At 60.6% G+C, this 21,826-nt stretch carries 24 protein-coding genes; 20 read left to right on the top strand and 4 right to left on the bottom strand.

Going from position 1 to position 21,826, the window contains the following annotated elements; translation table 11 throughout:
• Positions 1-43 precede the first annotated feature (43 nt).
• Both OS035_RS20335 and OS035_RS20340 read right to left on the bottom strand, forming a co-directional pair.
• Positions 44-466 carry a type II toxin-antitoxin system VapC family toxin gene (locus OS035_RS20335; protein ID WP_097626124.1) on the bottom strand — a complete coding sequence of 141 codons (423 nt, stop codon included), beginning with the start codon at positions 464-466 and terminating at the stop codon, positions 44-46.
• A complete protein-coding gene (locus OS035_RS20340; RefSeq protein WP_037093691.1) occupies positions 463-717 on the bottom strand; it encodes a type II toxin-antitoxin system Phd/YefM family antitoxin in 255 nt (84 codons plus the stop codon). Before OS035_RS20340 ends, OS035_RS20335 begins: the two co-directional genes overlap by 4 nt.
• A gap of 273 nt (positions 718-990) precedes the next feature.
• Between OS035_RS20340 and OS035_RS20345 the strand changes: the two genes are divergently transcribed.
• From OS035_RS20345 to OS035_RS20395, 11 genes are all read left to right on the top strand, one after another.
• Positions 991-2,865 carry an adenylate/guanylate cyclase domain-containing protein gene (locus tag OS035_RS20345; protein WP_183779981.1) on the top strand — a complete coding sequence of 625 codons (1,875 nt, stop codon included), beginning with the start codon at positions 991-993 and terminating at the stop codon, positions 2,863-2,865.
• Between the two features lie 118 nt (positions 2,866-2,983).
• Positions 2,984-4,318 carry a hypothetical protein gene (locus tag OS035_RS20350; protein WP_183779984.1) on the top strand — a complete coding sequence of 445 codons (1,335 nt, stop codon included), beginning with the start codon at positions 2,984-2,986 and terminating at the stop codon, positions 4,316-4,318.
• Positions 4,319-4,326: 8 nt separating this feature from the next.
• Positions 4,327-4,932 (top strand): hypothetical protein, encoded by a 606-nt coding sequence (locus OS035_RS20355; RefSeq protein WP_183779987.1) that lies wholly within the window; start codon positions 4,327-4,329, stop codon positions 4,930-4,932.
• 32 nt (positions 4,933-4,964) lie between these two features.
• A complete protein-coding gene (locus tag OS035_RS20360) occupies positions 4,965-5,339 on the top strand; it encodes a hypothetical protein (protein WP_183779990.1) in 375 nt (124 codons plus the stop codon).
• Between the two features lie 307 nt (positions 5,340-5,646).
• Positions 5,647-6,078, top strand: a complete 432-nt coding sequence (locus OS035_RS20365; RefSeq protein WP_183780323.1) for an acetyl-CoA carboxylase biotin carboxyl carrier protein — start codon at positions 5,647-5,649, stop codon at positions 6,076-6,078.
• Positions 6,078-7,472 (top strand): acetyl-CoA carboxylase biotin carboxylase subunit, encoded by a 1,395-nt coding sequence (accC, locus tag OS035_RS20370; RefSeq protein ID WP_183779993.1) that lies wholly within the window; start codon positions 6,078-6,080, stop codon positions 7,470-7,472. The genes OS035_RS20365 and accC overlap by 1 nt, the downstream gene beginning before the upstream one ends.
• Positions 7,469-7,894, top strand: coding sequence for an acetyl-CoA carboxylase (locus OS035_RS20375; RefSeq protein WP_097626126.1), 426 nt, complete (start codon positions 7,469-7,471; stop codon positions 7,892-7,894). The genes accC and OS035_RS20375 overlap by 4 nt, the downstream gene beginning before the upstream one ends.
• Entirely contained in the window at positions 7,891-8,598 is a 708-nt protein-coding gene (pxpB, locus tag OS035_RS20380) for a 5-oxoprolinase subunit PxpB (protein WP_183780008.1), read from the top strand. The genes OS035_RS20375 and pxpB overlap by 4 nt, the downstream gene beginning before the upstream one ends.
• Positions 8,595-9,590 (top strand): biotin-dependent carboxyltransferase family protein, encoded by a 996-nt coding sequence (locus OS035_RS20385; RefSeq protein ID WP_183855771.1) that lies wholly within the window; start codon positions 8,595-8,597, stop codon positions 9,588-9,590. The genes pxpB and OS035_RS20385 overlap by 4 nt, the downstream gene beginning before the upstream one ends.
• 21 nt (positions 9,591-9,611) lie before the next feature.
• Complete coding sequence (locus OS035_RS20390) at positions 9,612-10,379, top strand: 5-oxoprolinase subunit PxpA (protein ID WP_183780012.1); 768 nt, start codon at positions 9,612-9,614, stop codon at positions 10,377-10,379.
• A 62-nt stretch (positions 10,380-10,441) separates the two neighbouring features.
• Complete coding sequence (locus tag OS035_RS20395; RefSeq protein ID WP_183780014.1) at positions 10,442-11,644, top strand: pyridoxal phosphate-dependent aminotransferase; 1,203 nt, start codon at positions 10,442-10,444, stop codon at positions 11,642-11,644.
• A gap of 12 nt (positions 11,645-11,656) precedes the next feature.
• Here the strand turns inward: OS035_RS20395 and nac are convergent, their stop codons facing one another.
• Positions 11,657-12,562, bottom strand: a complete 906-nt coding sequence (nac, locus tag OS035_RS20400; protein WP_183780016.1) for a nitrogen assimilation transcriptional regulator NAC — start codon at positions 12,560-12,562, stop codon at positions 11,657-11,659.
• Between the two features lie 232 nt (positions 12,563-12,794).
• Between nac and OS035_RS20405 the strand changes: the two genes are divergently transcribed.
• The 6 genes from OS035_RS20405 to OS035_RS20430 all read left to right on the top strand — a co-directional run bounded on the left by OS035_RS20405 (position 12,795) and on the right by OS035_RS20430 (position 17,417).
• The gene (locus OS035_RS20405) at positions 12,795-13,568 is read left to right on the top strand and encodes an SDR family oxidoreductase (protein ID WP_331814005.1); all 774 of its coding nucleotides are present in this window, start codon (positions 12,795-12,797) and stop codon (positions 13,566-13,568) included.
• Positions 13,565-14,272, top strand: a complete 708-nt coding sequence (locus tag OS035_RS20410) for an amino acid ABC transporter permease (RefSeq protein WP_183780020.1) — start codon at positions 13,565-13,567, stop codon at positions 14,270-14,272. The genes OS035_RS20405 and OS035_RS20410 overlap by 4 nt, the downstream gene beginning before the upstream one ends.
• Positions 14,269-15,024, top strand: coding sequence for an amino acid ABC transporter permease (locus OS035_RS20415; protein ID WP_331814006.1), 756 nt, complete (start codon positions 14,269-14,271; stop codon positions 15,022-15,024). The genes OS035_RS20410 and OS035_RS20415 overlap by 4 nt, the downstream gene beginning before the upstream one ends.
• Complete coding sequence (locus tag OS035_RS20420) at positions 15,021-15,785, top strand: amino acid ABC transporter ATP-binding protein (RefSeq protein WP_097626133.1); 765 nt, start codon at positions 15,021-15,023, stop codon at positions 15,783-15,785. Before OS035_RS20415 ends, OS035_RS20420 begins: the two co-directional genes overlap by 4 nt.
• A gap of 32 nt (positions 15,786-15,817) precedes the next feature.
• On the top strand, positions 15,818-16,654 hold the full coding sequence (locus OS035_RS20425) for an ABC transporter substrate-binding protein (protein ID WP_097626134.1): 837 nt from the start codon (positions 15,818-15,820) through the stop codon (positions 16,652-16,654).
• An 88-nt stretch (positions 16,655-16,742) separates the two neighbouring features.
• Complete coding sequence (locus tag OS035_RS20430) at positions 16,743-17,417, top strand: 4-carboxy-4-hydroxy-2-oxoadipate aldolase/oxaloacetate decarboxylase (RefSeq protein WP_064841711.1); 675 nt, start codon at positions 16,743-16,745, stop codon at positions 17,415-17,417.
• A gap of 72 nt (positions 17,418-17,489) precedes the next feature.
• Here the strand turns inward: OS035_RS20430 and OS035_RS20435 are convergent, their stop codons facing one another.
• Positions 17,490-18,524 carry a LacI family DNA-binding transcriptional regulator gene (locus tag OS035_RS20435; RefSeq protein WP_331814007.1) on the bottom strand — a complete coding sequence of 345 codons (1,035 nt, stop codon included), beginning with the start codon at positions 18,522-18,524 and terminating at the stop codon, positions 17,490-17,492.
• Positions 18,525-18,683: 159 nt separating this feature from the next.
• Here OS035_RS20435 and OS035_RS20440 point away from each other — a divergent pair, with 159 nt between their 5' ends.
• The 3 genes from OS035_RS20440 (at position 18,684) to OS035_RS20450 (ending at position 21,820) form a co-directional block, all read left to right on the top strand.
• A complete protein-coding gene (locus tag OS035_RS20440; protein WP_179867128.1) occupies positions 18,684-19,658 on the top strand; it encodes a sugar ABC transporter substrate-binding protein in 975 nt (324 codons plus the stop codon).
• 106 nt (positions 19,659-19,764) lie between these two features.
• Positions 19,765-20,811, top strand: coding sequence for an ABC transporter permease (locus OS035_RS20445; RefSeq protein WP_331814008.1), 1,047 nt, complete (start codon positions 19,765-19,767; stop codon positions 20,809-20,811).
• A gap of 10 nt (positions 20,812-20,821) precedes the next feature.
• Complete coding sequence (locus OS035_RS20450; RefSeq protein ID WP_183855780.1) at positions 20,822-21,820, top strand: ABC transporter permease; 999 nt, start codon at positions 20,822-20,824, stop codon at positions 21,818-21,820.
• Positions 21,821-21,826: the final 6 nt, after the last annotated feature.

A 21,826-nucleotide genomic window follows, 5' to 3' on the forward strand; every position in this document is an offset into this window, starting at 1 on the left:
ATCTCTGACGCCGCGATCTGATCCATGCAAGCAGCTCTGCTGCTCAACCTTGCCAAGGATCGACAATGACGACACCGGTGCCGTCGAAATCTCTCACGTTTCGCGTCACCACGGTAAGATTGTGAACGAGTGCGGTCGCAGCAATCAACGCATCGGCCTCGTTGCGCCGGTCGGGAATATGCAGATGCGCGCAACGCGTTGCAATGGCATCGTCGATCGGCAGGATCCGGCCAACGAATTCCGGGCGCACATGGTCGTCCAGCCATGTGCGCAGGCGTGAGCCTTGGCGCGCATCTCGTCGCTGGATCGCAAGCACGCCTCGTTCCAATTCGAGAATGGAGATTGCAGAGAGATAAAAGTCTGAAGCGTTCGCGGTTTCGATCCACGCCACGACTTGAGGATCAGCCTTGCCATCACCAACCTTGCGCAGCTCCGAGATGACATTCGTATCCAGCAGATAGCTCAAGACAGGTCAACTCCGCGGGTTTTGATCTCGACCCGCGTTGGCATGAAGTCGATTTCCGATAAGCCCGGCATGGAAAGCCCATCGACCAGGCTTTGGCGGCTGCCGGAAAGACGTTGAAATTCTTCATATGTCAGAAGCACATGGGACGGCTTGCCGCGGTCCGTTATAATGACGGGCCCCTTTTTTGCAGCTTTCTTCGCACTGCTGACATCGTGATTGAGCTCGCGGCTGGAAAGCGTGGTAACGGTCATGGCATGCCTCATGTAGGTATTTACCTACATATAACATTGCCGGCCGTCAGAACAAGCATTGTGTCGTCGTTGAATTCATTCGTCGACAATATCAGCCATATCTCTGACTAAGCAGGGCCCGTGGCATGCCGATCTTGCCGTGAGCTTGCAACTTTGGGAGTTCTTTCGGCCGGGAGGGAGATTTTAGTTGTCAGTAATACAATCGTCCGGCAACATTACCGGCTAGCTTCTAGAATTGCATAGTATTGCCACCAGCACGTTGGGGAGACGGGCATGTGTGCAGAGCTTCTTGAACGTCGGCTGGCGGCTATCTTGGCTGCCGATGTGGTGGGCTACAGCCGTCTTCTGGAGGCAAACGAAGAGGAGACGCTCAACGCCCTTCGTCTACATCGCCGGGAGCTCTTCGATCCTGCCGTCGAAACCCATGGCGGGCATATCATCAAGATAATGGGGGACGGTTTCCTTGTCGAGTTCGGCAGCGTGCTGAGTGCTGCACGTTGTGCGGTCGAAATCCAGCGCGGCATGCTGGAGCGCAACATCGGAATTCCTGCGGACAGGCACTTTGCGTTCCGAATAGGCTTGAATCTGGGTGACATCGTCTTCGACGAGGACGATTTTCATGGGGACGGCATTAATGTGGCAGTCCGGCTGCAAGCCCTTGCGGCGCCTGGTGGTATCGCCTGTTCGGCGGCAGTGCGCCACGAAGTCGCAAACAAGCTCGGCCTCGATTTCGCAGACCAGGGTGAAAAGACCGTCAAGAACATCTCCCGTCCGGTGCACGTCTATTTTGCCGATTGGGGCAATGTCGCCTCCGGTGAAGGCATGCCGCTTGCCACAAACGGCCACACGCAGGCACCCGTCAACAAGCCATCCGTAGCAATCCTGCCATTTGCCAACATCAGCGACGATCCCGCCCAGGAGTTTTTCAGCGACGGCATCACCGAGGACATCATCACTGATCTATCGAATGTTTCAGGCCTCTTTGTCCTGAGCCGCAACACCGTCTTCACATGGAAAGGCCGCAGCGAGAACCTGCAGCGCATCGCGAGGGAGCTTGGCGTTGCTTACGTCGTAGAGGGCAGTGTCCGCAAAGCCGGCAACCATCTGAGGATCAATGCCGAATTGATCGACGCAGCTAGCGACGGTCACGTCTGGGCCGCACGTTACGACCGCGACCTCACCGATATCTTCGAGGTTCAGGACGAGATCACGAAGGCAATTGTCGAGCAACTAAGGGTCAAGCTGCTCCCGGAGGAAAAGGAGGCAATCGAGCAAGCGCCGACAGAGAGTGTCGAAGCCTATACGCATTTCCTCAGAGGGCGGGAATACTACCATATTGCCTCGCGCTCGAACCATCTGATGGCCAGGCAGAGCTTCGCCCGAGCCATCGAATTGGATCCGAATTATGCCCGCGCCTATGCGGGAATCGCGGTTTGCGATGCGCGTTTGCGATCCCAGTTCGGCACCGGGATTCCGGTAGAGGACATTCTGGCGAATACGACGATGGCGCTCGTTATCGATCCCAATCTGGCGGAGGCCCATGCGGCGAAGGGATTTGCTTTGGCGGTGGCCGGCAATCGCACCGAGGCAGTTTCTGCATTCGAGCAGGCTTTGTCGCTCGACGCCAATTGCCACGAGGCAAATCGGTACTATGCCGAATTCTGCGTCACCGAAGGTCAATTCGAACTCGCAGCTACGCACTTCCAGCGTGCGATGGAAATCAAGCCTGCCGATTATGGTGCGCCGATCATGCTTGTGAACGTCCTTCGTTCGCTCGGGCAAATAGACAAGGCCAGCAGCTATGCGCGGATCGCCTTGAAAAAGGCGGAGGAAGAACTGCGGCTACATCCGGAGAATGCCAATGTTGCCTGCCTGGGAGCGACGGCGCTGGCCTTTCTCGGTGTCCGCGATCAGGCTCTGGAGTGGTTGGCCCGTTCGCTGGCGACGGATCCAGACGATATCAATATTCAGTACAATGCTGCTTGCACTTATGCACTGCTTGGCGAAATCGAGCGAGCGATAGACTTGCTCGAGGTCTGGATGCCTCAGGTCGGCATCGAGATGCGGCTGTGGTTCAAGAACGATTCCGACCTCGATCCGATTCGCAGTCACCCCCGCTATTTAGGGTTGGTTGAACTGTCAGAATAACGCCCCGGTACATTTTTGCAGGCTGGCTCTAATTCTATTTTACTACTTGCTAAAATGCTTGCGAGCGCCGATCGTCAACTTAAACTGGCAGCATAAAAGTCTTTTGAGGGGGGAGCGGATGGGCACCCGGTTCAGACTTTTTGTACAGCCTCCATTTGAAGATCCTCGGTCTCGTCCCGAGATCGTCGAAGTTTCGTCTCCGTTGGGTAGCGTGACAGCCGGCCCGGCCGACGATCGCATGTTCGTTGTGGAGCCGGTCGGCAAGACCGGTCCTTACGGCGTGAACCGCGGGCCGCTCGGTACGCCATACATGTATCTGCCGCCCTGGACCGGGAAAATCCTTGAGCCCGCCACCCCCGACGCGTGCGGCAATTTCGACTATCTCCGACCTTCGATGGCTGGCTTCGAAGCCGCGCATGTTTTTGGATGCGTGCGGTTCACACTGGATGTGTGGGAGCGCTATCTCGGCCAACGGCTCACCTGGCATTTTCGTGTTCATTATGACCGTCTGGAGATCTCGATCCTGCGGCGCTGGGACAATGCACAATATGGCTATGGTTTCCTCGAAGTCGGCAGCCAGTTCGAGAGCGACGGGCGCGTCCTTCCCTTCAGCCTGGATTTCGACGTCGTCGCGCATGAGGTGGGGCACGCGATCATCTTCAGCGTTTTGGGCGTGCCGCACCCCGAAGCTGAGTATCCCGAATATCTTGGTTTTCAGGAGGCCTTCTCCGACTGCGTGTCGCTGATCGCGGCCATGCATTTTCCGTCGGTAATCGACAATGTTCTCGCGGAGACGCGCGGGAACCTCTACCGGGCAAACCGCCTGTCACGCTTTTCGGAATTTTCGCCGCATCGCCAGATACGGTCGGCAAACAACAAACGAACGATGGCCGAGTTTGCGCGTCGTGGGTGGAAGGACGAGCACGAGCTTTCGCAGCCGCTGACCGGTGCGATATTCGACATCCTCGTCGACATTTTTCATGAGAGCCTAGTGGCGCGCGGCCTGATCTCCCATGCGGTTGAAGATCTGGCAGATGTTGCCGAGTTCGATCCAGCCGCCGAGGCGCCCGTGCAGTATGCTTTCGACCGTGCTTTCGCGTGGAATTCGGATGGGTTTGTCGAAGCATTGCTCGACGCCCGCGATATCGTCGGGACATATCTGGCGGAAACCTTGTGGGCTCTCGCTCCCGACTTCCTCGATTACGGCGACGTCGCGAGAACGATGCTTGCGATTGATCGGGACGAAAGTGGCGGTCAGTTCGCACGGATCATCAGTAGGAACTTCAGGCGACGGGCGATTGGTGAAATGCACGCTGGCCCGCACCTCAAAGGCGGCGAGCATCACAGTCACATCAACTCTGCTCGGACGTTGCTGCCGATAGATTATCTGGAGCTCCCGAAGATGACCTTTCGCGAGAAAGTTTTGCTGTCGAGATCAATGAGCAGTCAATAATCCGGTAGATGGAGGGAGAAGTGGCAGACAATGAAACCTTACTAGGCCTATCAGCGATACATCTGTTCGGGCGCCCACTGAGTGATCTGATTCTCAGAGGTGGACCGATTTATCAGAACCTAAGCGTACCGATTGCAGGAAGAAATAATTTCCTGAGAGACCAGCTCGGTGCAGCCGACGCGGTTCTGGCGCGTATCTTTGCTTTCTCCTTCGAGGGAGCATTCATTGAACTTGGTCGGCCAGCCATCTTCGTTGTCCACGGCCCTGGGGCCGATCCAGACGATCCACCCCCGAGGAACGTGGCCGGTGATATCGAGTATGACAGATTGTATCGATCCCCTGGTTCGAGTGCACGAACCGGCCTTGGTTCCCAATTCGGGGCACTCGCTAAGGACATGAGGGTGTGGATTTATGACAAAGGCGATGTCTCAATGAGGCTTGATGCCGAAACAGGGACCCTTGAGCAAATCCTGCTGTCGGCCGAGGTTTCAACCGATCCTAGAGGAATGACCAGCGGCGCAATGTCCCGCTCGGGCGGCGCCCTGTCCCGTTCTGGTGGCGTGATGTCAAGATCAGGCGGGTTCATCCCTCGCAGATCGAGCGATAACGACTAATCCGAACAAAAGAAACCAATGAGGAGGATAATATGGGTACCGTAAACCCCAGAGTGGAAATTGATCGGCTTGAGCCGGAGATTGTAGTTGCTCCGTTACTTGTTCGAACACCGTTTAAAATTATAGGATCCGGCTTCAACAGTAAAATATACATATATATATCCACTCAATCAAACGGAAGTGACGACGTTTCAAATCCAAATGGAAGCGACGAGAAAGAAAAATACAAAATTAAAATAGACACTGACGATTCGGCCACGAGCACGGATAAAGTTTTATCGTTGGTTGTTAAACCGGAGCTTGACGCCGGCCCATTCGATGAAACAACAGAGTTCTGGATTGCTATCAAACTCGAAGATAGGAATGGGAAGTTTGAAGCGGCAAGGAAAACTTTCAAACTTGTCTGACGCCCAGGTCGCTTTGTAGAGGGCGGGTTAAGGGATCCACCGACCCTGAGCGCAGTCGCCGGGCGCGCGTCCGGCCGGCCGCACCGATCGACACGCGAGCCGCTTGCTTTTTCCTGGATTCGGTTCGCCTCGCCGGCGCCGGCTGCCATCAAGGGCATTCGGCGACATCTCCCCATAAGCGCCGTTTGCGCTCCATCAAAACTTCGTCTGACCCCATCAGCCCATACGTCGTGCTACGAAAATCACGACACCGGGCGACGTGAGACTTCAGGTCTGCGCGGTGGAATTTGAAATTCCGAGCACGCATATGGACCTCTCGAAGATCAAGACGCTGATCGACTTTGTCGGACGATCGAATATTACCGAGCTGACCGTGACGGAAAAGGACGTGACGGTTCGGATCTTTCGCACGTCGCCGGCAGAGGCAGGCGTTGCCGAGCCCTCGCAAAAGCCGGAATCGACGATAAACCTCGTCTCCGATGCGCCTTTGAGCGTCGTGAAAACCTCCCATGCGGTGAAGGCGCCCGTCTTTGGCGTTCTGCACCGGGCGCCGGCGCCCGGCGAGCCGCCATTTGTCGCGATCGGCGACGCGGTGGAGGAGGGGCAGACCCTTTTCATCATCGAGGCGATGAAAGTCTTCAATACGATCGCCGCACCGCGATCCGGGCGCATCACGCACGTGACCGATATCGACAATGGCGAGGTCGAGACCGGCGACCTGCTGGCGGAGATCGTCTGATGCCGAAAACCTCGGAACAATCCGCTGCTTCAGAACGCCGCTTCGATACCGTCCTCATCGCCAATCGCGGCGAGATCGCCGCCCGGGTTCAGCGCGCCTGCCGCGAACTCGGCCTGAAGACGGTCGCCATCTGCTCCGAAGCGGACCGGCAAGCGCCCTACGTCACGACCGCAGACCATTTTCTCTGCATCGGCCCGTCGGGTGCGGGCAGGAGCTATCTCAATCAGGATGCCATCCTTCTCGCCGCACGCCTGACCGGCGCCGGCGCCATTCATCCCGGTTACGGTTTTCTGTCGGAAAATGCCGCATTCGCCGACGCCGTCGAAAAGGCCGAGCTGACTTTCATCGGTCCGACCGCTTCGTCGATCGCGACCATGGGCGACAAGATCGCGGCGAAGCGGGCGATGATGGCGGCTGGCGTACCCTGCGTTCCCGGTCCCGACAGCGCGCTGCCTGACGACCCGGCCACAATCGAGCGCATTGCGCTGGAGATCGGTTATCCCGTCATCGTCAAGGCGTCCGGCGGCGGCGGCGGCCGCGGCATGCGCGTCGTCCCGAAAGCCGATCAGTTGCATGAGGCAATTGCACTGACCCGGGAAGAGGCGCGCAAGGCCTTCGGCTCGCCCGCCCTCTACATGGAGAAATTCCTGGAGCATCCGCGCCATATCGAGATCCAGGTTCTTTGCGACGATCATGGCAATGCCGTTTGGCTTGGACATCGGGATTGCTCGATGCAGCGGCGCCATCAGAAAGTGGTGGAAGAGGCGCCGGCGCCCGGGATCGCGCCTGAGATCATCCAGCCGGTCGGCATGGCCTGCGTCCAGGCGTGCTGCCAGATCGGCTACCGCGGCGTCGGCACCTTCGAATTCCTTTATGAGGACGGTGCTTTCTACTTCATCGAGATGAACACACGGCTTCAGGTCGAACATCCCGTCACCGAACTGACGAGCGGCATCGATATCGTCCAGGCGCAGATAAAAGCGGCCCAGGGCGAGGTTCTGGATCTCGCCCAGAGCGAGGTCACCTGCGAAGGCCATTCTTTCGAATGCCGCATCAACGCCGAGGATCCCGACACTTTCCTGCCGTCGGCCGGTGTCGTCACTCATCTGACTTTGCCGCAGGGGCAGGGCATCCGGGTCGATACGCATATTCATGCCGGCTACAGGGTCTCGCCCTATTATGACTCGCTGATCGCCAAGCTGATCGTCCACGCGCCGACGCGGGCGAAAGCGATGGCCAGAATGTGCGAGGCGCTTGCCGGAACCGAGATCGAGGGCATTGCCACCAATATCCCCTTCCTGCGCGCCCTGTTCGAGGACCACGCATTCGCACGCGGTGAGACCGATATCCACTATCTCGAGCACTGGCTGAAGCTGCGGAGGAGGGCGGCATGAGCGCCATCGACTTCAGCGATCCCGCAACCATCGCATTCCTCACCGAGGCGCTGACGGCCGCCGGCGTGAAGGGTCTCGAAATCTCCCGGCCGGACGGGCAACTTCGCATCGTCGTTTCGGAGGAGGGCGACGCCCGCATCAGCGTGCCGGCAGCCACACCCCGCGCTTCGAACTCTGCACCTGTCGTTGTGAAGGCGCCGCTGGCGGGGCATTTCTGCGCCGAACATCCGGCCGCCGCTGTCACGCCCCAAACTCTGCCGCGCTTCGTATCCGATGCAGATGTCCTCGGCTTCGTCAGGGTAGGGCATGTGCTGCTTCCCCTTCGCGCCGGCCGTTCCGGTGTCTTGACTAGGCTGCTCGCCGAGCCTGACGCCCTGGTCGGCTTCGGTGACCCTCTGTTCGAAATCGAGCTGCCATCATGATCGCCACGACGAACAGACATGCCTCGCAACGTGAAATCGTTCCGGCTACCCAGAGCCGGGCGCGGGTTTCCTCGATCGGGGCCAGATCCTTCCTGCTCGAGGCGCCGGGCGATTTCGATCTGATCGCGCAGCGGCGGATCTGGGCCCTGTCTCAGACGGTGAGAAGCTGGGCGGACCTTGCCGAAAATATTCCCGGAATGACCAACCTGCTGGTTATCTTCAAGGAGACGCCCGAGGATCCAGATGCGGTGGTCGCCCGGCTGCTGGAGGCATGGGAGCATGCGCAGAGCATCGATCTCAACGGCAAGACCATCGAGATTCCCGTCCAGTACGGCGGCGAACATGCGAGCGATCTTGCGGCCCTTTGCGATTTCTCGGGCTTAAGCGACCGCGAGGTCGTTCGCATCCATCATGAAGCGACCTATCGGGTCTTCGCCTTGGGCAGCGCGCCGGGTTTCGGCTATCTGCATGGCCTCGATCCGCGCATCTACATGCCGCGAAAGACCGTGCCGTCGCTGAAGATGCCGAAGGGCTGCGTGACGATCGGCGGAATGCAAACCGGTGTCGCCATGCTGACCGGCCCCAATGGCTGGAACTCCATCGGCTTTGCGACACTCGAGATGTTCGACCCGACCGCCCAGAACCCCGCCATGATGGCGCCTGGAGATACGGTGCGGTTCCTGCCGGCAAGGATCGAGCTATGATCGAGATCTTGGAAAGCGGCCCGTTCAACACGGTGCAGGATCTCGGACGCCCCGGCTACCGCGACATCGGCGTGTCGGCGAGCGGCGCGATGGATCCGCTTGCGGTCAGGATCGGCAATAGTCTCGTCGGCAATGACGAAAATGCGGCGGTGATCGAGGTGCAGACCTTCCCGTTCAGCCTGCGTTTCGAGCGGCGCGCCGTCTTTGCCGTGACCGGCGCCGACGGTCATCCTCACCTCGACGGATCGGAGCTCATTCCCTGGTGCGCCTATATGGCAGAGCCCGGACAGGTTCTCGAACTGAAGCAGCCCCCGCGGCTGGCGCGCGCCTATATTTCGTTCGGCGGCGGGCTGGATATTCCAGTTGTCATGGGGTCGCGCAGCACGTCGCTGCGGGGCGGCTTTGGCGGCAATGCCGGCAGGCCGCTGGCGAAGGATGATCGGATCGCGGTCGGCGAGGATGCGGAGATCGCCATGCTGCCGGCCACTGGCCTCGCCGTCGTCGAGCCGGGCGTGGCACTGCGCGACGTCTTCCCAGCTCCCGTCGACGGCGCGCTGCCGATCCGCGCTCTGCCTGCCGGCGAGCATGGTCTTTTCGCCGGAGACGGCGAAGCCTTTTGGGGCCAGACCTGGCGGATTTCCTCGCGCAGCGACCGCACGGGCTACCGCCTGTCCGGCGAGCCGATCACGCCGACTGCCTCCATCGAAATGCGCTCTCACGGCGTCGTGCCCGGCGTCATCCAGGTTCCACCCGGCGGCGAACCGATCGTGCAGATGAGCGATGCGAATACCGCCGGCGGCTATCCGAAGATCGCCGGCGTGATCGAATGCGACCTCTGGCGGCTCGGTCAGGCCCGCATCGGCGCCCGCCTGAAATTCGTCCGCTCGACGCATGCGGAAGCGCGTGCGGTCGAACAGGCCGTCGCCCGTTATGTCGAGGATGTCAGGCTGACATCCGGGATGGTCAAGCGTGCCCTGAAGGCGATGGCTTAAGCGAGGCGAAAGGAGGAACTGATGAAGATCGATCTGAATTCCGACATGGGCGAAGGATTTGGTCCCTACCGGCTGTGCGACGACGAAGCGATGATGAAGATCGTCTCTTCGGCCAATATCGCCTGCGGTTTCCACGGCGGCGACCCCGATACGATGGGGCGGATGGTGCGGCTGGCAAAGCAGAATGGCGTCGGCATCGGCGCCCATCCCGGCCTGCCCGACCGGCCGGGCTTCGGCCGGCGTGAAATACCCTTTCAGGCAGACGAGCTTCGCCAGCAGATGCTCTACCAGCTCGGCGCGCTGATGGCGATCGCCAGAGCCGAGCGCGTCACCGTCTCCCATCTCAGCTTTCATGCGGCCATGGGCAATATGGTCAACCGCGATCCTGTTCTCGCCGACCTGATGATGGATGCGATCGCAACTGTCGACGCCAATCTCGTCGTCTTCGTCACGTCAGGCAGCGAAATCGAGCAGGCGGCCAAACGCGCGCGCCTGAAAACGCTGGTGCTTTTCCTTGCGGACCGGGCCTATGACGGCGGCGGCAGGCTTGTTGCGCGCGGGCTGCCGGGCGCCGTCATCAAGGACGAAGCCGCCGTGCGCGCCCGTGTGCGAAAATTCCTCCTCGACGGCAGCGTCGAGACCAGCGACGGCGGTGTGATCGCCATGCCGGCGCGCTCCATCCTCGTCCACAGCGACACGCCGGGCGCCCTTGAGCTTGCTGGCATCGTGCGCGCCGAGATCGAAGCCACGGGCGCGACCCTCGCACCTGCCGCCGAACTCGCCGAATAACGCAATCCCGATCGCCTGCGGGCGGTCTCTCGTTTTCAATTCCTCATCGAAGGATCATGTCGATGTCCATTATCGCCGACCGCCTGAAAAACGTCTCCATTTCAGCATCCGCCGCCATGACCCAGCGCGCCCGGGAATTGGCTGCCAAGGGGATCAAAGTCGTCAGCCTCTCCTCCGGCGAGCCGGATTTCCCCACCCCAGCACATGCGATCGAGGCGGCCCACGCGGCAGCGCTCGCCGGCGATACGAAATATCCGCCGATGGACGGCACGCCGGCGCTCAAATCCGCCATCATCCGGAAGTTCAAGCGCGACAACAATCTCGACTACGACGCCACCCAGATCGTCGTCTCGGGCGGCGGCAAGCAGGTGATCTTCAACGCCATGCTGGCGACCTGCAATCCGGGCGACGAGGTCGTCATCCCCACGCCCTCCTGGGTCAGCTATGCCGACATCGTCAAATTCGCCGGCGGCGTACCGGTTCCGGTCCCCTGCCATGAGCAGACCGGCTTCAAGCTGCGCGCGGAAGATCTGGAGGCTGCGATCACGCCGCGCACCAAATGGCTCTTCCTGAATTTCCCGAACAATCCGACCGGAGCCGCCTGCTCTCGGGCTGAGATGGCCGCCATCGCCGAGGTCATGCTGCGCCATCCAAACGTCTGGATCATGACCGACGATATTTACGAACATCTAGTCTATGACGACTTCCAGTTCTGCACGATCGCGGAGGTCGAGCCGAGACTGTACAATCGCGTCCTGACGATGAACGGCGTCTCCAAGGCTTACGCGATGACCGGCTGGCGCCTCGGATTCTGCGCCGGATCGAAAGAGCTGATCTCGGCGATTAGCAACGTCAACGGCCAGAATGGCGGCGGCATTGCGACGCTGACCCAGGCGGCGGCAACCGCGGCGCTGGACGGGCCCCAAGACCTGCTGAAGGAGCGCGCCGCTATCTACAAGACGCGACGCGACTTCGTTCTCGACAAATTATCCGAAGTGGAAGGGCTGCGCTGCCACCGGCCCGAGGGCGCCTTTTATATCTATCCCAACATTTCGGAGCTGATCGGCAAGACCAGCAAGGGCGGGCGCAAGATCGAGAGCGACGTCGATTTCGTCATCGGTCTGGTGGAGGAGCATTATGTCGCGACCGTGCAAGGCGCGGCTTACGGAATGAGCCCCTTCTTCCGTATTTCCTACGCGACAAGTCTGGAAAAACTGGGCGAGGGCTGCGCGCGGATCGCCCAGTTCTGCAAGGATATGCGCTAGCCGGCAGCCACCTCAGGCTTTCAGCCGCGCCGTCAGCTCGAGAAGAATGTCGCTGACGGCAAGCGCCGGCTCCGACAGGGGATTCTGATCGGAAACGCAAAGCGACAGCGTTTCCTCGATCCGCGGCGAGACCAGCCGGCAGATCAGCGGCTCGCTCGATTCCGAGACGATGCGATCGGCAATCGCCTTCGGCATGATCGTCGCGCCGAGACCGCTGCCGACCGCGCGGGCGAGCGTGCGCACGATCTCGACCTCCGCCACGACCTTCAAATTGGTGCGTGTGCGGGTGAAGGCAGTGTCGACCGCGCGGCGGACGAAGTTATAGGCCGGCGGCAGGAGCAACGGTATGCCGTCGAGAGCGTTGACCGCAACGGGTTTCGTATCCGCTTCGATGGCAAAGTCGCGATGGGCGACCAGAAAAAACTCTTCGCTGAGGATCGGTTCGAAGCGCACGCCTTTGATCGGTCCGGTTCCATGCAGAAGCGCCATCTCCAGCCGGCCGTTCATGATCATCTGGCTATAGGTCTGGCCGACGCTTTCGGTCAGGTGCAGCAGAATACCGGGATGCCGTTTCCGGGTTTCCGCCAGCAGATCGACGGAGAGCGTCGCCGCACTGCTGAACGGCACCAGGCCGACCGACACGCGCCCGGCAAGCGAATTGCCCGCCGCCGATGCATCGGCCTGCGCCTGCTCCATTTGCCGAAGGATGATCTGGGCATGGCGATATACCGCGTGTCCGGCATCGGTCATGCTGACGCCCTGCTGGCTGCGGATCAGCAGCTTGTGGCCGAAATGCTCTTCCAGCGCCGCGAGCTGCTGGCTCAGAGCCGGCTGGGCGATATGCAAAAGATCCGCCGCTCGTGTGATGCTGCCGCTGTCGACGATCACGATGAAGGATTTGAGGCGTCTGATGTCCATGGGGATCGGGGTACCATTCTGATCTGCGGATGGCATGTTTGCAGAGGCGCCTTGCTTTTGCAACGCGGCGCAGCCTGAAGCGGGGCCGCGAGAGAATACCGGCATCGCCGCTTTCTCTTCTTCGGCAGACCGCGCCGGCTCCATAACCGTTGCTTATTGCTCCAGAGATAATCGGTCTTAGGCAAGGGGTTAAAGCTTCGCTACTGTCTCAATCAACCACAAGGGAACGACAATGCCATTCTCCGACTACAAGACCGCACTGGTGACCGGCGCATCCTCCGGGATCGGCGCAGCCGTGGTTGAGCGGCTTCGCCGGGAGAATATCGAGGTCCATGCCGTTGCCCGCAGCACTGAAGCGCTGCAGCAGCTGGCCGAGCGTACGGGCTGTATTGCCCATGCCATCGATGTGACCGACCGTCCGGCAATCGCCGAGCTCGCCGGCCGGGTGGAGTTCGACATTCTCGTCAACAATGCCGGCGTCGACCGGCCGAAGAAGTTCCTGGAAGCCGACGAGAGCGATATCGACCTCCTCGTCGACGTCAATCTCCGCGCGGTTCTGCACATCTGCCGCCTGGTGGTGCCGGGCATGGTGGCGCGCGACCGCGGCCATGTCATCAACATTTCGTCGATTGCCGGCGCCTATAATTTCGGAGGCAACTCCTCCTATCACGCCACCAAGGCCGGCGTGAGCATGCTGTCCAACCAGCTGCGCATCGACGCTTTCGGCAAGCGGGTGCGGGTCACCGAAATCTGCCCCGGCCGGGTCGCCACGGATATTTTCAATCACGTTCATGGCAATGATCCGAGCATCCGGGAAAAGTTCATCGACGGTTTCGAATTGCCTGAAGCGACCGATATCGCCGACGCGATCGCCTTCGCCATCGCGGCTCCCGTTGCCGTCAACATCGGACATATGGAGATCACACCGACGCTGCAGGTCATGGGCGGCCTGCAGACCGCAAGGCCGCACCCGAAGACGGATCCATCCGGGGAGCCAGGCTCGTGAGCGGCTTCGACCTTTCGGCAATCCTGGGGAATCCCGAATATGCCGCCATGCTGCTGCATGGCATCGAGATGACCTTCATCATCTATGCCGGGTCCTGGACGCTGGCGATGGCGCTCGCACTGCTGCTGCTGGCTGTGCGCCTGTCGCCCTTTCGCTTCGGCGATCCGTTAGTCGCCGCTTACGTATCCTACCATCGCAACGTGCCCACCCTTGTTCAGCTGATGCTGTGGTATTTCGGGATATTCACCCTGATGCCGAACGGGGTGGCGACATGGCTTGCAAGCCACAATGCCGAGGCGATATTCGCAGTGATCGGGCTCGGGCTCTGCCAGGCAGCCTATTTCAGCGAAGATCTTCGTTCGGGCGTGCGCTCGGTCGGTCCCGGCCAGATGGAGGCAGCCCGCGCTCTCGGCCACGGTTATGTCTCGGCGATGCGGTTCGTCATCATGCCGCAGGGCGTGCGTAACGCGCTGCCGCCGCTCATCAATCACAGTGTTTCCCTGTTCAAGAACAGCAGCCTCGCCGTCGTCATCGGCGCGTCGGAACTGACCCATGCGGTCAAGGAAATCGAGAACCTCAGCTTCCGCACCTTCGAGATCTACCTGATCGGCACGGTTCTCTATCTCTTCTTCTCGCTCGTGATCATGAGCATCGGCGCCTATCTGTCGATGCGCGCCGATCCTGCCAGGAGTGCGCGCGCATGATCCACGACATGATCGCCATCGTCCGCGACTACTGGCTGCTGCTCCTGATCGGCCAATATCCGAACGGACCGCTCGGCGGGCTCGCCAATACGCTGATCCTGTCGGCGCTCAGCATCGCTCTCGCCTTTCCGATCAGTATCCTGTTTGCAACAGCGAGGCTCTCCAAATCGCCGCTGCTGCGCTGGCCGGTTACCGCCCTTGTCTATTTCACCAGGGGCGTGCCTCTCTTGATGCTCATCCTGTGGAGCTATTTCCTGGTGCCGCTGCTGACCGGCGCCGACGTACCGAGCTTCGTCACCATGCTGACGACGCTCGTGGTCTATCAGAGCGCGTTTTTGAGCGAAGTCGTCCGTGCCGGCATCGTCGCGCTCGGGCCTGGCCAGATGGATGCGGCACGGGCGCTTGGCCACAGCTATATCGGCGCGATACGCTACATCATCCTGCCGCAGGCGCTCTACAACATGATCCCGAGCATCCTCTCCACCTTCGTCTCGACGATCAAGGATACGACGCTCGGTTACGTGATCAACGTGCCGGACCTGACCTTTGCCGCAAGCCAGGTCAACAATCAGCTGCTGACGCAGCCCTTCCAGGTCTTCCTCATCCTGGCGATCGTCTACTTCGCCATCTGCTGGACGCTGACCTACTTCGCAAATCGCCTCGAGCGGCGCATCACGCGGCGGCGTGCGGGACTTCTCAACGTCTCCGCCGCCGTGGTCACGCCGTCGAAAATCGTATCGGAGCAGCTATGACCATGTCCGTTTCAACGCAGGAATCGCAGATGATCCGGCTTTCGCAGGTCTGCAAGAGCTATGGCGACTATCCGGTTTTGAAGGACATCGACGCTGAGGTGGCGCGCGGCGAAGTCGTGGTCATCTGCGGACCGTCCGGTTCGGGGAAATCCACGCTGATCCGCACGATCAATCGCCTCGAGGAGATCAACAGCGGATCGATCACGCTCGACGGGCAGAACATTCACGCCTCCATGCGGGCAAAGGCACTCAACGCGATGCGCAGCCGGATTGGCTTCGTCTTTCAGAATTTCAACCTGTTTCCGCATCTCTCCGTCGCCGAAAACGTCTCGATGTCGCCGATCCGGGTGAAGGGCGTAACGGCCGATGTCGCGCACGAAAAGGCGCTCAAGCTTCTCGACCGGGTCGGCCTCGCCGACAAGGCCCGCGCTTATCCCGGTCAACTGTCGGGCGGCCAGCAGCAGCGGGTGGCGATCGCCCGGGCTCTGGCCATGGAACCGCCGGTGATGCTGTTCGACGAACCGACCAGCGCGCTCGATCCCGAAATGGTCGGCGAAGTGCTCGCGGTCATGAAGAGCCTGGCGTCTGAAGGCATGACCATGCTCTGCGTCACCCACGAAATGGGTTTCGCCCGCGATGTCGCCGACCGGATCTGGTTCATCGATGCCGGCCAGATCATCGAAACGGCGAGCCCCGAGGACTTCTTCAGCAATCCGACCCATCCCCGGGCTCAGCGGTTCCTCGCTGATCTCAGGCATTGATACCTAACCATTAAAAACAAAGGAGAACAGCAATGAAGTGGAAATACCTAAGCCTCACCGTCGCATTCGCCGGCATGGCAGCCGCCTTGCCCGCGAAAGCCGATCAGCTCGACACCATCATGTCGGCCAAGACCCTGCGCTGCGCGACGTTCGCCGACGTTCCTCCCTTCGCTTCGCCGGATCCGAAGACCCGCGAAATGGCCGGCTTCGACGTCGATCTCTGCGGCGCCATCGCCAAGGAATTGGGCGTCAAGGCCGAGATCAAGCCGGTTTCGGTCGAAGCCCGCGTGCCGGAGGTCAAGCTCGGCCGCGTCGACATCACCGTTGCCAACCTTGCCTATACGCTGAGCCGCGCCGAGCAGATCCAGTTCAGCGATCCCTATTATCTCGCCAAGGAGATGCTGATCGTGCCGGCCGACGATGCCGGCAAGACGAAGGCCGATTACGCCGGCCAGCGCCTGGCTTCGACCAAGGGCTCGACATCTGAGATGTCGATCAAGCTGAACAAATCCGACCCGCTCACCTTCCAGGATACCGCCTCTGCCTATCTCGCCGTCCAGCAGGGCAAGGCCCGCGGCATGGTCGCCAACACCATGACGACGACCAAGTTCGTCAATGAATCGAAGAGCAAGGGCAAGCAAATGCGGATGATCGAGGAGCCGATGCTCTATCAACCGATCGGCATCGGCATGGCCAAGGATCAGCCGAAGCTGACGGCCAAGATCAACGAAATCCTGCACAAGCTCGACGAGTCCGGTGAAATCAACAAAATCTGGGACAAGTGGCTCGGCCCGAACACCGAGTACAAGATGACCCGCACCGACAAAGTCGTGCCGCTCGCGCAGCTGAAATTCGACCCGATCCCGTAGACCGACCGGTCTCGGAACCTCCCGAAGACATTCAACCGAGATAAGACGGCGGGATTTGCCCGCCGTCTACCAACGATGTGAGGCACCCATGATTCATATAAAAGACATCGCTGAACGGCCCAGCAAAGCTGACATCGAGGCCGTTTCGAAATTTTCGCCGGCGACGATCCACGAGGCCCAGGGACGCCGCGGCGCGCTTTCCTCGCGCCTCAAGCCCGTCGACTACCGCATGAAACTGTGCGGTCCGGCCTTTACGGTCAAATGCGCGCCGCGCGACAACATCATGCTGCAGCTCGCCATCAACTACGCGAAGCCCGGCGATATCATCGTTGTCTCGGCGGGCGAGTACGAGGAAGCGGGATCCTTCGGCGATGTACTCGCCAATGCCTGCCTTGCCAAAGGCATCGGCGGTCTCGTCACCGACACCGGCGTACGCGACACGCTGCAGCTCAGAGAACTTGGTTTCCCCGTCTTCTCGCTCAGCGTCTGCATCAAGGGCACGGTGAAGGAAACCATTGCGGCGGTGAACGACCCGATCATCGTCGGCGGCGAAACCATCAATCCCGGCGACATCATCGTCGGCGATGCCGACGGCCTGGTGGTCGTGCGCAGACAGGAAGCGCAGGAAGCAGCGAGGCTGTCGCAGGCGCGCGAAGATGCCGAAGCCGGTTACATCGCAGCCTACAAGGCGGGAAAATCGGTCATCGAGGTCAGCAATCTGGAAGCGGTGCTGAAAGCCAAGGGCCTTGTCGTCGACATTTGAGCCGACACGCGGATCGGCCCTTGATAAGCCCGGGCCGGCTTTCCAGTCGCGGCGAACGCCGCGGCTGTCATCTCAGATATTCTCCGGCGTCACGATTTCGAAGGTAATGGTCCGCTGAATCGTGCCGCCCGAGGCACCCTGCGTGATCGTTTCGATCATCGTTTCGACCAGCGCCGTGGACGTCCGTTCCAGCGGATGACAGAGAGCCGCGGTAATCATCCCCTCTGACAGGCCTTTTCGCGTCTCCGGGCCGATGTCCCGGCAGACGAGGCGGATGCTTCGGCGCCGCCTCTGCGGCACTTCCCTCAGCGCCCGCAAGACCCCGGAGATGCCGCCGCCGACAATCAGGATGCCGGTGAGGTCATCCGTCGCCGCCAAAAGTTCCTTGACCATCCGGTAGGCCTCGTTCGGCTCCTCATGCGTGGGGCGGCTTTCCTCGATGGTCAGATGCGGCGCATGTTCGCGCACATAGGAGCGGAAGCTGGCATCGGAGACGTCCTGACATTGGTAACGATGGTTGCCGATGAAGACGGCGATCCGCCCCGGTCCGTGGGTCATGTTCGAGATCAGCCATGCCGCCGTCCGCCCCATTTTCCAATTGTCGGCGCCGACATAAGCGGCCCGTTCGCGGGCGGATTGGTCGGTAATATAGGCAATGACCGGCTTGCCTTTCTCGTGCAGCTCGCGGATGGCCTGGGCGATCACCGGGTGATCGGCGGCGACCACGGCGACGGCGTCACAATTTGCGCCGAGCGCCTTGAGCCGGCCGGCAATATTCTCCGGCGTCAGGAGATCGACAAAATCGACCACCGGGTCGATGACCTCATCGCGCCTGGCGCGGCATGCCTCGACGATCTTCTTGCCGAACAGCTGGTAAAGCTCACGGCTGGATTGCTGCAGCAGAAAGCCAAGCCGGTATTTTGGCACCGATTTGCGCAGCCTATCCTCGATTGCCCCGGCGCCGTAGAAGCCGATCCGCTCCGCGGCCGCCTGGACGCGCTGCACGGTCGTGCCTTTGACGGAGGCGGTGCCGGCCAGGATCCGATTGACGGTCGCAATGGAGACATCGGCCTCCTTGGCAAGATCCGAGATGGTCGGCCGCCGCATGATCATTCCCTCCATCGTCAGAGCGTTCGTATCATTATGACTGATACTCTGTGATACTTTATGCATGTTTAGTATGATTTCACATTTCGCGAATTTCAAGCGGTGATATGTTTCTCTTCACGGCAAGCCAGGGAGGCGGGCCATGGGAGGAAGATTGAGATGACTAAATTTCGCCGCTTCGCGGCAACCGTGTCGGCCGCCGCCATCGTGACCTGCACTGCCACGGCCGTTATGGCCGCCAACATCTTCGTTGTGGGCGGCAAGCCGGACGATCCGTTCTGGTCGATCGTCAAGCGTGGCGCCGAGGATGCCGGCAAGGTCGCGGAAGCCCAGGGCGGCAAGGTCGTCTGGCTCGGGCCGCAGAACTACGACAATCTCGGCGTCGATGCGGCCGAGCTGATCCGTCAGGCCATCGACCAGGGCGCCGATGCGATCGTCGGCCCGGACTGGGTGCCGGAGGCAATGGACCCCGCCTTCAAAGCGGTCGTCGACAAGAAAATTCCGCTGATCATCTATAATGCCGGCGGCATCGAAGCCGCCGATCGCCTCGGTGCAATGAACTATGTCGGCTCTAACGACTATCTCTCCGGCAAGGCTGCGGGCAGCTACTTCGCCAAGCATGACCTGAAGAACGCCGTCTGCCTCAACACGCTTCCAGGTGCGGCAAACATCGAAGCTTTCTGCAAAGGTATGACCGACGGCGTGACCGAAGGGGGCGGCACCGGTTCGTCGTTGCCGCTGCCCGCCACGTCATTCGGTTCGGCAACTGCCGTGGCACAGGCGCTGAAGGCGCATCTGTTGCAGCATCCGGAGATCAAGGCGGTCTTCGCGATCGGCAATGTCGATACCAATTCGGCGGTCAACGGCGTGACGCAGGCCGGCAAAGCCGGACAGGTGAAGGTCTGCGGCATGAACATGGATGAAACCGTTCTGAATAACATCAAGAGCGGCAGCCAGCTTTGTGCCATCGACCAGCAGGGTTACCTGCAGGGCTATCTGGCGGTTTCGATCCTGAACGGCAACGTCAATTACGGACTCACCGTCCCGACCCGGGAGATCCTGACCGGCCCCGGCGTCATCGACGCGTCCAACGTCGACGCCACCTTGGCAGGCGTGAAGGCTGGCGCCCGGTAAGGGATCGGCCGAACGTGGTGAAGCTGCCTGCCCCTCACGCGGGCAGCTTCCATTCTTTCAGAAGCGCCGACCCTTACCGGTCATGCGGCTTTATTGGTGGTGTCAAATGAACGCGAGAAACGATGTCCTCGCCCCGTCGGCTGCTTCGGGCGGCCATGCCAAAGCGACCATCGGTCAGCTTTCCCGGCGCCCTGAAGCCGGGTCGTTGCTGGGCTTGATTGCGGTGTTCGCCTTCTTCGCCCTGCTGGGCGGCAAGGTCTTCCTGTCCGCTGCGGGCTATGCGAGCTGGCTCAACGTTGCCGCCGAGATCGGCATCGTTGCGCTGCCGATCGGGCTCCTGATGATCGCAGGCGAAATGGACCTCTCGATCGGCGCGGTGATCCCGGCATCATCACTGACGGTGGCAATCATATCAGGCCATTACGGCTTGCCCGAAATCGTCGGGATTTCCGCCGGCCTCAGCGTCGGGCTCCTCGTCGGGTTTTTCAACGGTTATCTCGTCAACCGCACCCGAGTCCCGTCCTTGATCGTCACCATCGGCTCGATGTTCGCCGTCATGGGCCTGACGCTCGGCTTCACCGTGCTGATCGCCGGCAGTACCGGCGTATCGCTGGTGCCAAGCCCGACCGTCAAAGCGATCCTCGGCGATTTCATCGGCGGCATGTTCCAGGTGACGATCTTTTGGTGGATCCTGTTTGCGGTGGCGTTCTTCTGCCTGCTGCACATCTCGCCTGTGGGCAACTGGATCTTTGCTCTCGGCGGCGACAAGGTCTCGGCCCGCAACGCCGGTATTCCGACCGACAAACTGACCATCGCCCTCTATATGCTGTCGGGCTTTTCCGCCGCCTTCGTCGGCGTCAGCCAGGTGCTAGTCTATCAAAGCGCGCAGGTGCTCGGCGGGCAATCCTTCATTTTCAATTCAATCATGTGCGTGGTCATCGGCGGCGTGCTTCTGACCGGCGGCGCCGGATCGGTGGTGGGCATCGTCTTTGGCACGCTCACCTTCGCGATCGTCAATCAGGGCATTTATTTCACCGGCATAGATCCGAATCTCGGCAGCGTCATCATCGGGGCGCTTCTGCTGCTCGCCGTGATGATGAACGACAAGTTCCGGCTGATGGCGATGTCCTACGCCGCGAAAAAGAAGAAGTGAGGGCGAAGAGATGAACGGCTTTTCCATTGGACACTTCGTACGCCGCCCGGAATTCGGCGCCGTGTTGAGCTTCGTCGCGGTGATCGTCTTCTATGTCGCCTTTGGCGGCGTCAGCCTCGGTACGCTCTTCGGCGCGGCAAGCTGGGTCAATTTCGCCGCCAATCTCGGTATCGTCGCCCTGCCTGTCGGCCTTCTGATGATATCAGGCGAGCTCGATATCTCGATCGGTGCAATGATCCCGGCGGGCTCGATGACGATCGCCATTCTCTCGGGCTATTACGAGTTGCCAATCGTCATCGGCATGCTCGGCGTGCTCGCCATCGGCGTCCTCGTCGGGCTGGTCAACGGTCTCCTGGCGGTGCGCACCAGCGTGCCCTCGCTGATCATCACCCTCGGCACGCTGGTGGCGGTGCAGGGGCTCGTGCTGGCCGGATCCGTCATCCTGACCGGGGCCGCTTCGGTTCCGCTCAACGCCCCCGCCTGGGCCAAGACGGTGTTCGGCGACCTCATCCACGGCAAATTCCAGGTGATCATCCTGTGGTGGCTGGCACTGACGGTGGTCTTTGGTTTCGTGCTGCACGCGACCCGCTATGGCAACTGGATCGTCGCCATGGGCGGCGACGAGGTCAGCGCCCGCAATGCCGGCATCCCGACCGACCGGCTGAAGATCGTCCTTTTCGTTCTATCGAGCACGGCCGCATCTTTCGTCGGAATGTGCGGCGCCATCCTGTTCAATTCCGCGCAGGTCTCGGGCGGCATGAACTACATCTTCAATACGATCGTCTCGATCGTGGTGGGCGGCGTGCTGCTCACGGGCGGCTTCGGTTCGGTCGCCGGAATCTTCCTCGGCGCGTTGACCTTCGCCGTCGTCAGCCAAGGCATCTACTTCACCGACATCGACCGCAATTGGTCCAATCTGATTATCGGCGTGATGCTGATGGCCGCCGTTCTGATGAACAACACGTTCCGGCAGATGGCGTTAAGCTTCGTGCCGAAGAAAAAGAAGTGAGTGTCA

This window comes from Rhizobium sp. 268 (assembly GCF_036571585.1).
In the GTDB taxonomy this organism is placed as follows: Bacteria; Pseudomonadota; Alphaproteobacteria; order Rhizobiales; family Rhizobiaceae; genus Rhizobium; species Rhizobium redzepovicii.

Excerpts from the sequence above, each read along its gene's own strand:
- OS035_RS20340 (WP_037093691.1), bottom strand. The coding sequence starts at position 717 with ATGACCGTTACCACGCTTTCCAGCCGCGAGCTCAATCACGATGTCAGC.
- OS035_RS20345 (WP_183779981.1), top strand. The coding sequence starts at position 991 with ATGTGTGCAGAGCTTCTTGAACGTCGGCTGGCGGCTATCTTGGCTGCC.
- OS035_RS20350 (WP_183779984.1), top strand. The coding sequence starts at position 2,984 with ATGGGCACCCGGTTCAGACTTTTTGTACAGCCTCCATTTGAAGATCCT.
- OS035_RS20355 (WP_183779987.1), top strand. The coding sequence starts at position 4,327 with ATGGAGGGAGAAGTGGCAGACAATGAAACCTTACTAGGCCTATCAGCG.
- OS035_RS20360 (WP_183779990.1), top strand. The coding sequence starts at position 4,965 with ATGGGTACCGTAAACCCCAGAGTGGAAATTGATCGGCTTGAGCCGGAG.
- OS035_RS20365 (WP_183780323.1), top strand. The coding sequence starts at position 5,647 with ATGGACCTCTCGAAGATCAAGACGCTGATCGACTTTGTCGGACGATCG.
- accC (WP_183779993.1), top strand. The coding sequence starts at position 6,078 with ATGCCGAAAACCTCGGAACAATCCGCTGCTTCAGAACGCCGCTTCGAT.
- OS035_RS20375 (WP_097626126.1), top strand. The coding sequence starts at position 7,469 with ATGAGCGCCATCGACTTCAGCGATCCCGCAACCATCGCATTCCTCACC.
- pxpB (WP_183780008.1), top strand. The coding sequence starts at position 7,891 with ATGATCGCCACGACGAACAGACATGCCTCGCAACGTGAAATCGTTCCG.
- OS035_RS20385 (WP_183855771.1), top strand. The coding sequence starts at position 8,595 with ATGATCGAGATCTTGGAAAGCGGCCCGTTCAACACGGTGCAGGATCTC.
- OS035_RS20390 (WP_183780012.1), top strand. The coding sequence starts at position 9,612 with ATGAAGATCGATCTGAATTCCGACATGGGCGAAGGATTTGGTCCCTAC.
- OS035_RS20395 (WP_183780014.1), top strand. The coding sequence starts at position 10,442 with ATGTCCATTATCGCCGACCGCCTGAAAAACGTCTCCATTTCAGCATCC.
- nac (WP_183780016.1), bottom strand. The coding sequence starts at position 12,562 with ATGGACATCAGACGCCTCAAATCCTTCATCGTGATCGTCGACAGCGGC.
- OS035_RS20405 (WP_331814005.1), top strand. The coding sequence starts at position 12,795 with ATGCCATTCTCCGACTACAAGACCGCACTGGTGACCGGCGCATCCTCC.
- OS035_RS20415 (WP_331814006.1), top strand. The coding sequence starts at position 14,269 with ATGATCCACGACATGATCGCCATCGTCCGCGACTACTGGCTGCTGCTC.
- OS035_RS20420 (WP_097626133.1), top strand. The coding sequence starts at position 15,021 with ATGACCATGTCCGTTTCAACGCAGGAATCGCAGATGATCCGGCTTTCG.
- OS035_RS20425 (WP_097626134.1), top strand. The coding sequence starts at position 15,818 with ATGAAGTGGAAATACCTAAGCCTCACCGTCGCATTCGCCGGCATGGCA.
- OS035_RS20430 (WP_064841711.1), top strand. The coding sequence starts at position 16,743 with ATGATTCATATAAAAGACATCGCTGAACGGCCCAGCAAAGCTGACATC.
- OS035_RS20435 (WP_331814007.1), bottom strand. The coding sequence starts at position 18,524 with ATGCGGCGGCCGACCATCTCGGATCTTGCCAAGGAGGCCGATGTCTCC.
- OS035_RS20440 (WP_179867128.1), top strand. The coding sequence starts at position 18,684 with ATGACTAAATTTCGCCGCTTCGCGGCAACCGTGTCGGCCGCCGCCATC.
- OS035_RS20445 (WP_331814008.1), top strand. The coding sequence starts at position 19,765 with ATGAACGCGAGAAACGATGTCCTCGCCCCGTCGGCTGCTTCGGGCGGC.
- OS035_RS20450 (WP_183855780.1), top strand. The coding sequence starts at position 20,822 with ATGAACGGCTTTTCCATTGGACACTTCGTACGCCGCCCGGAATTCGGC.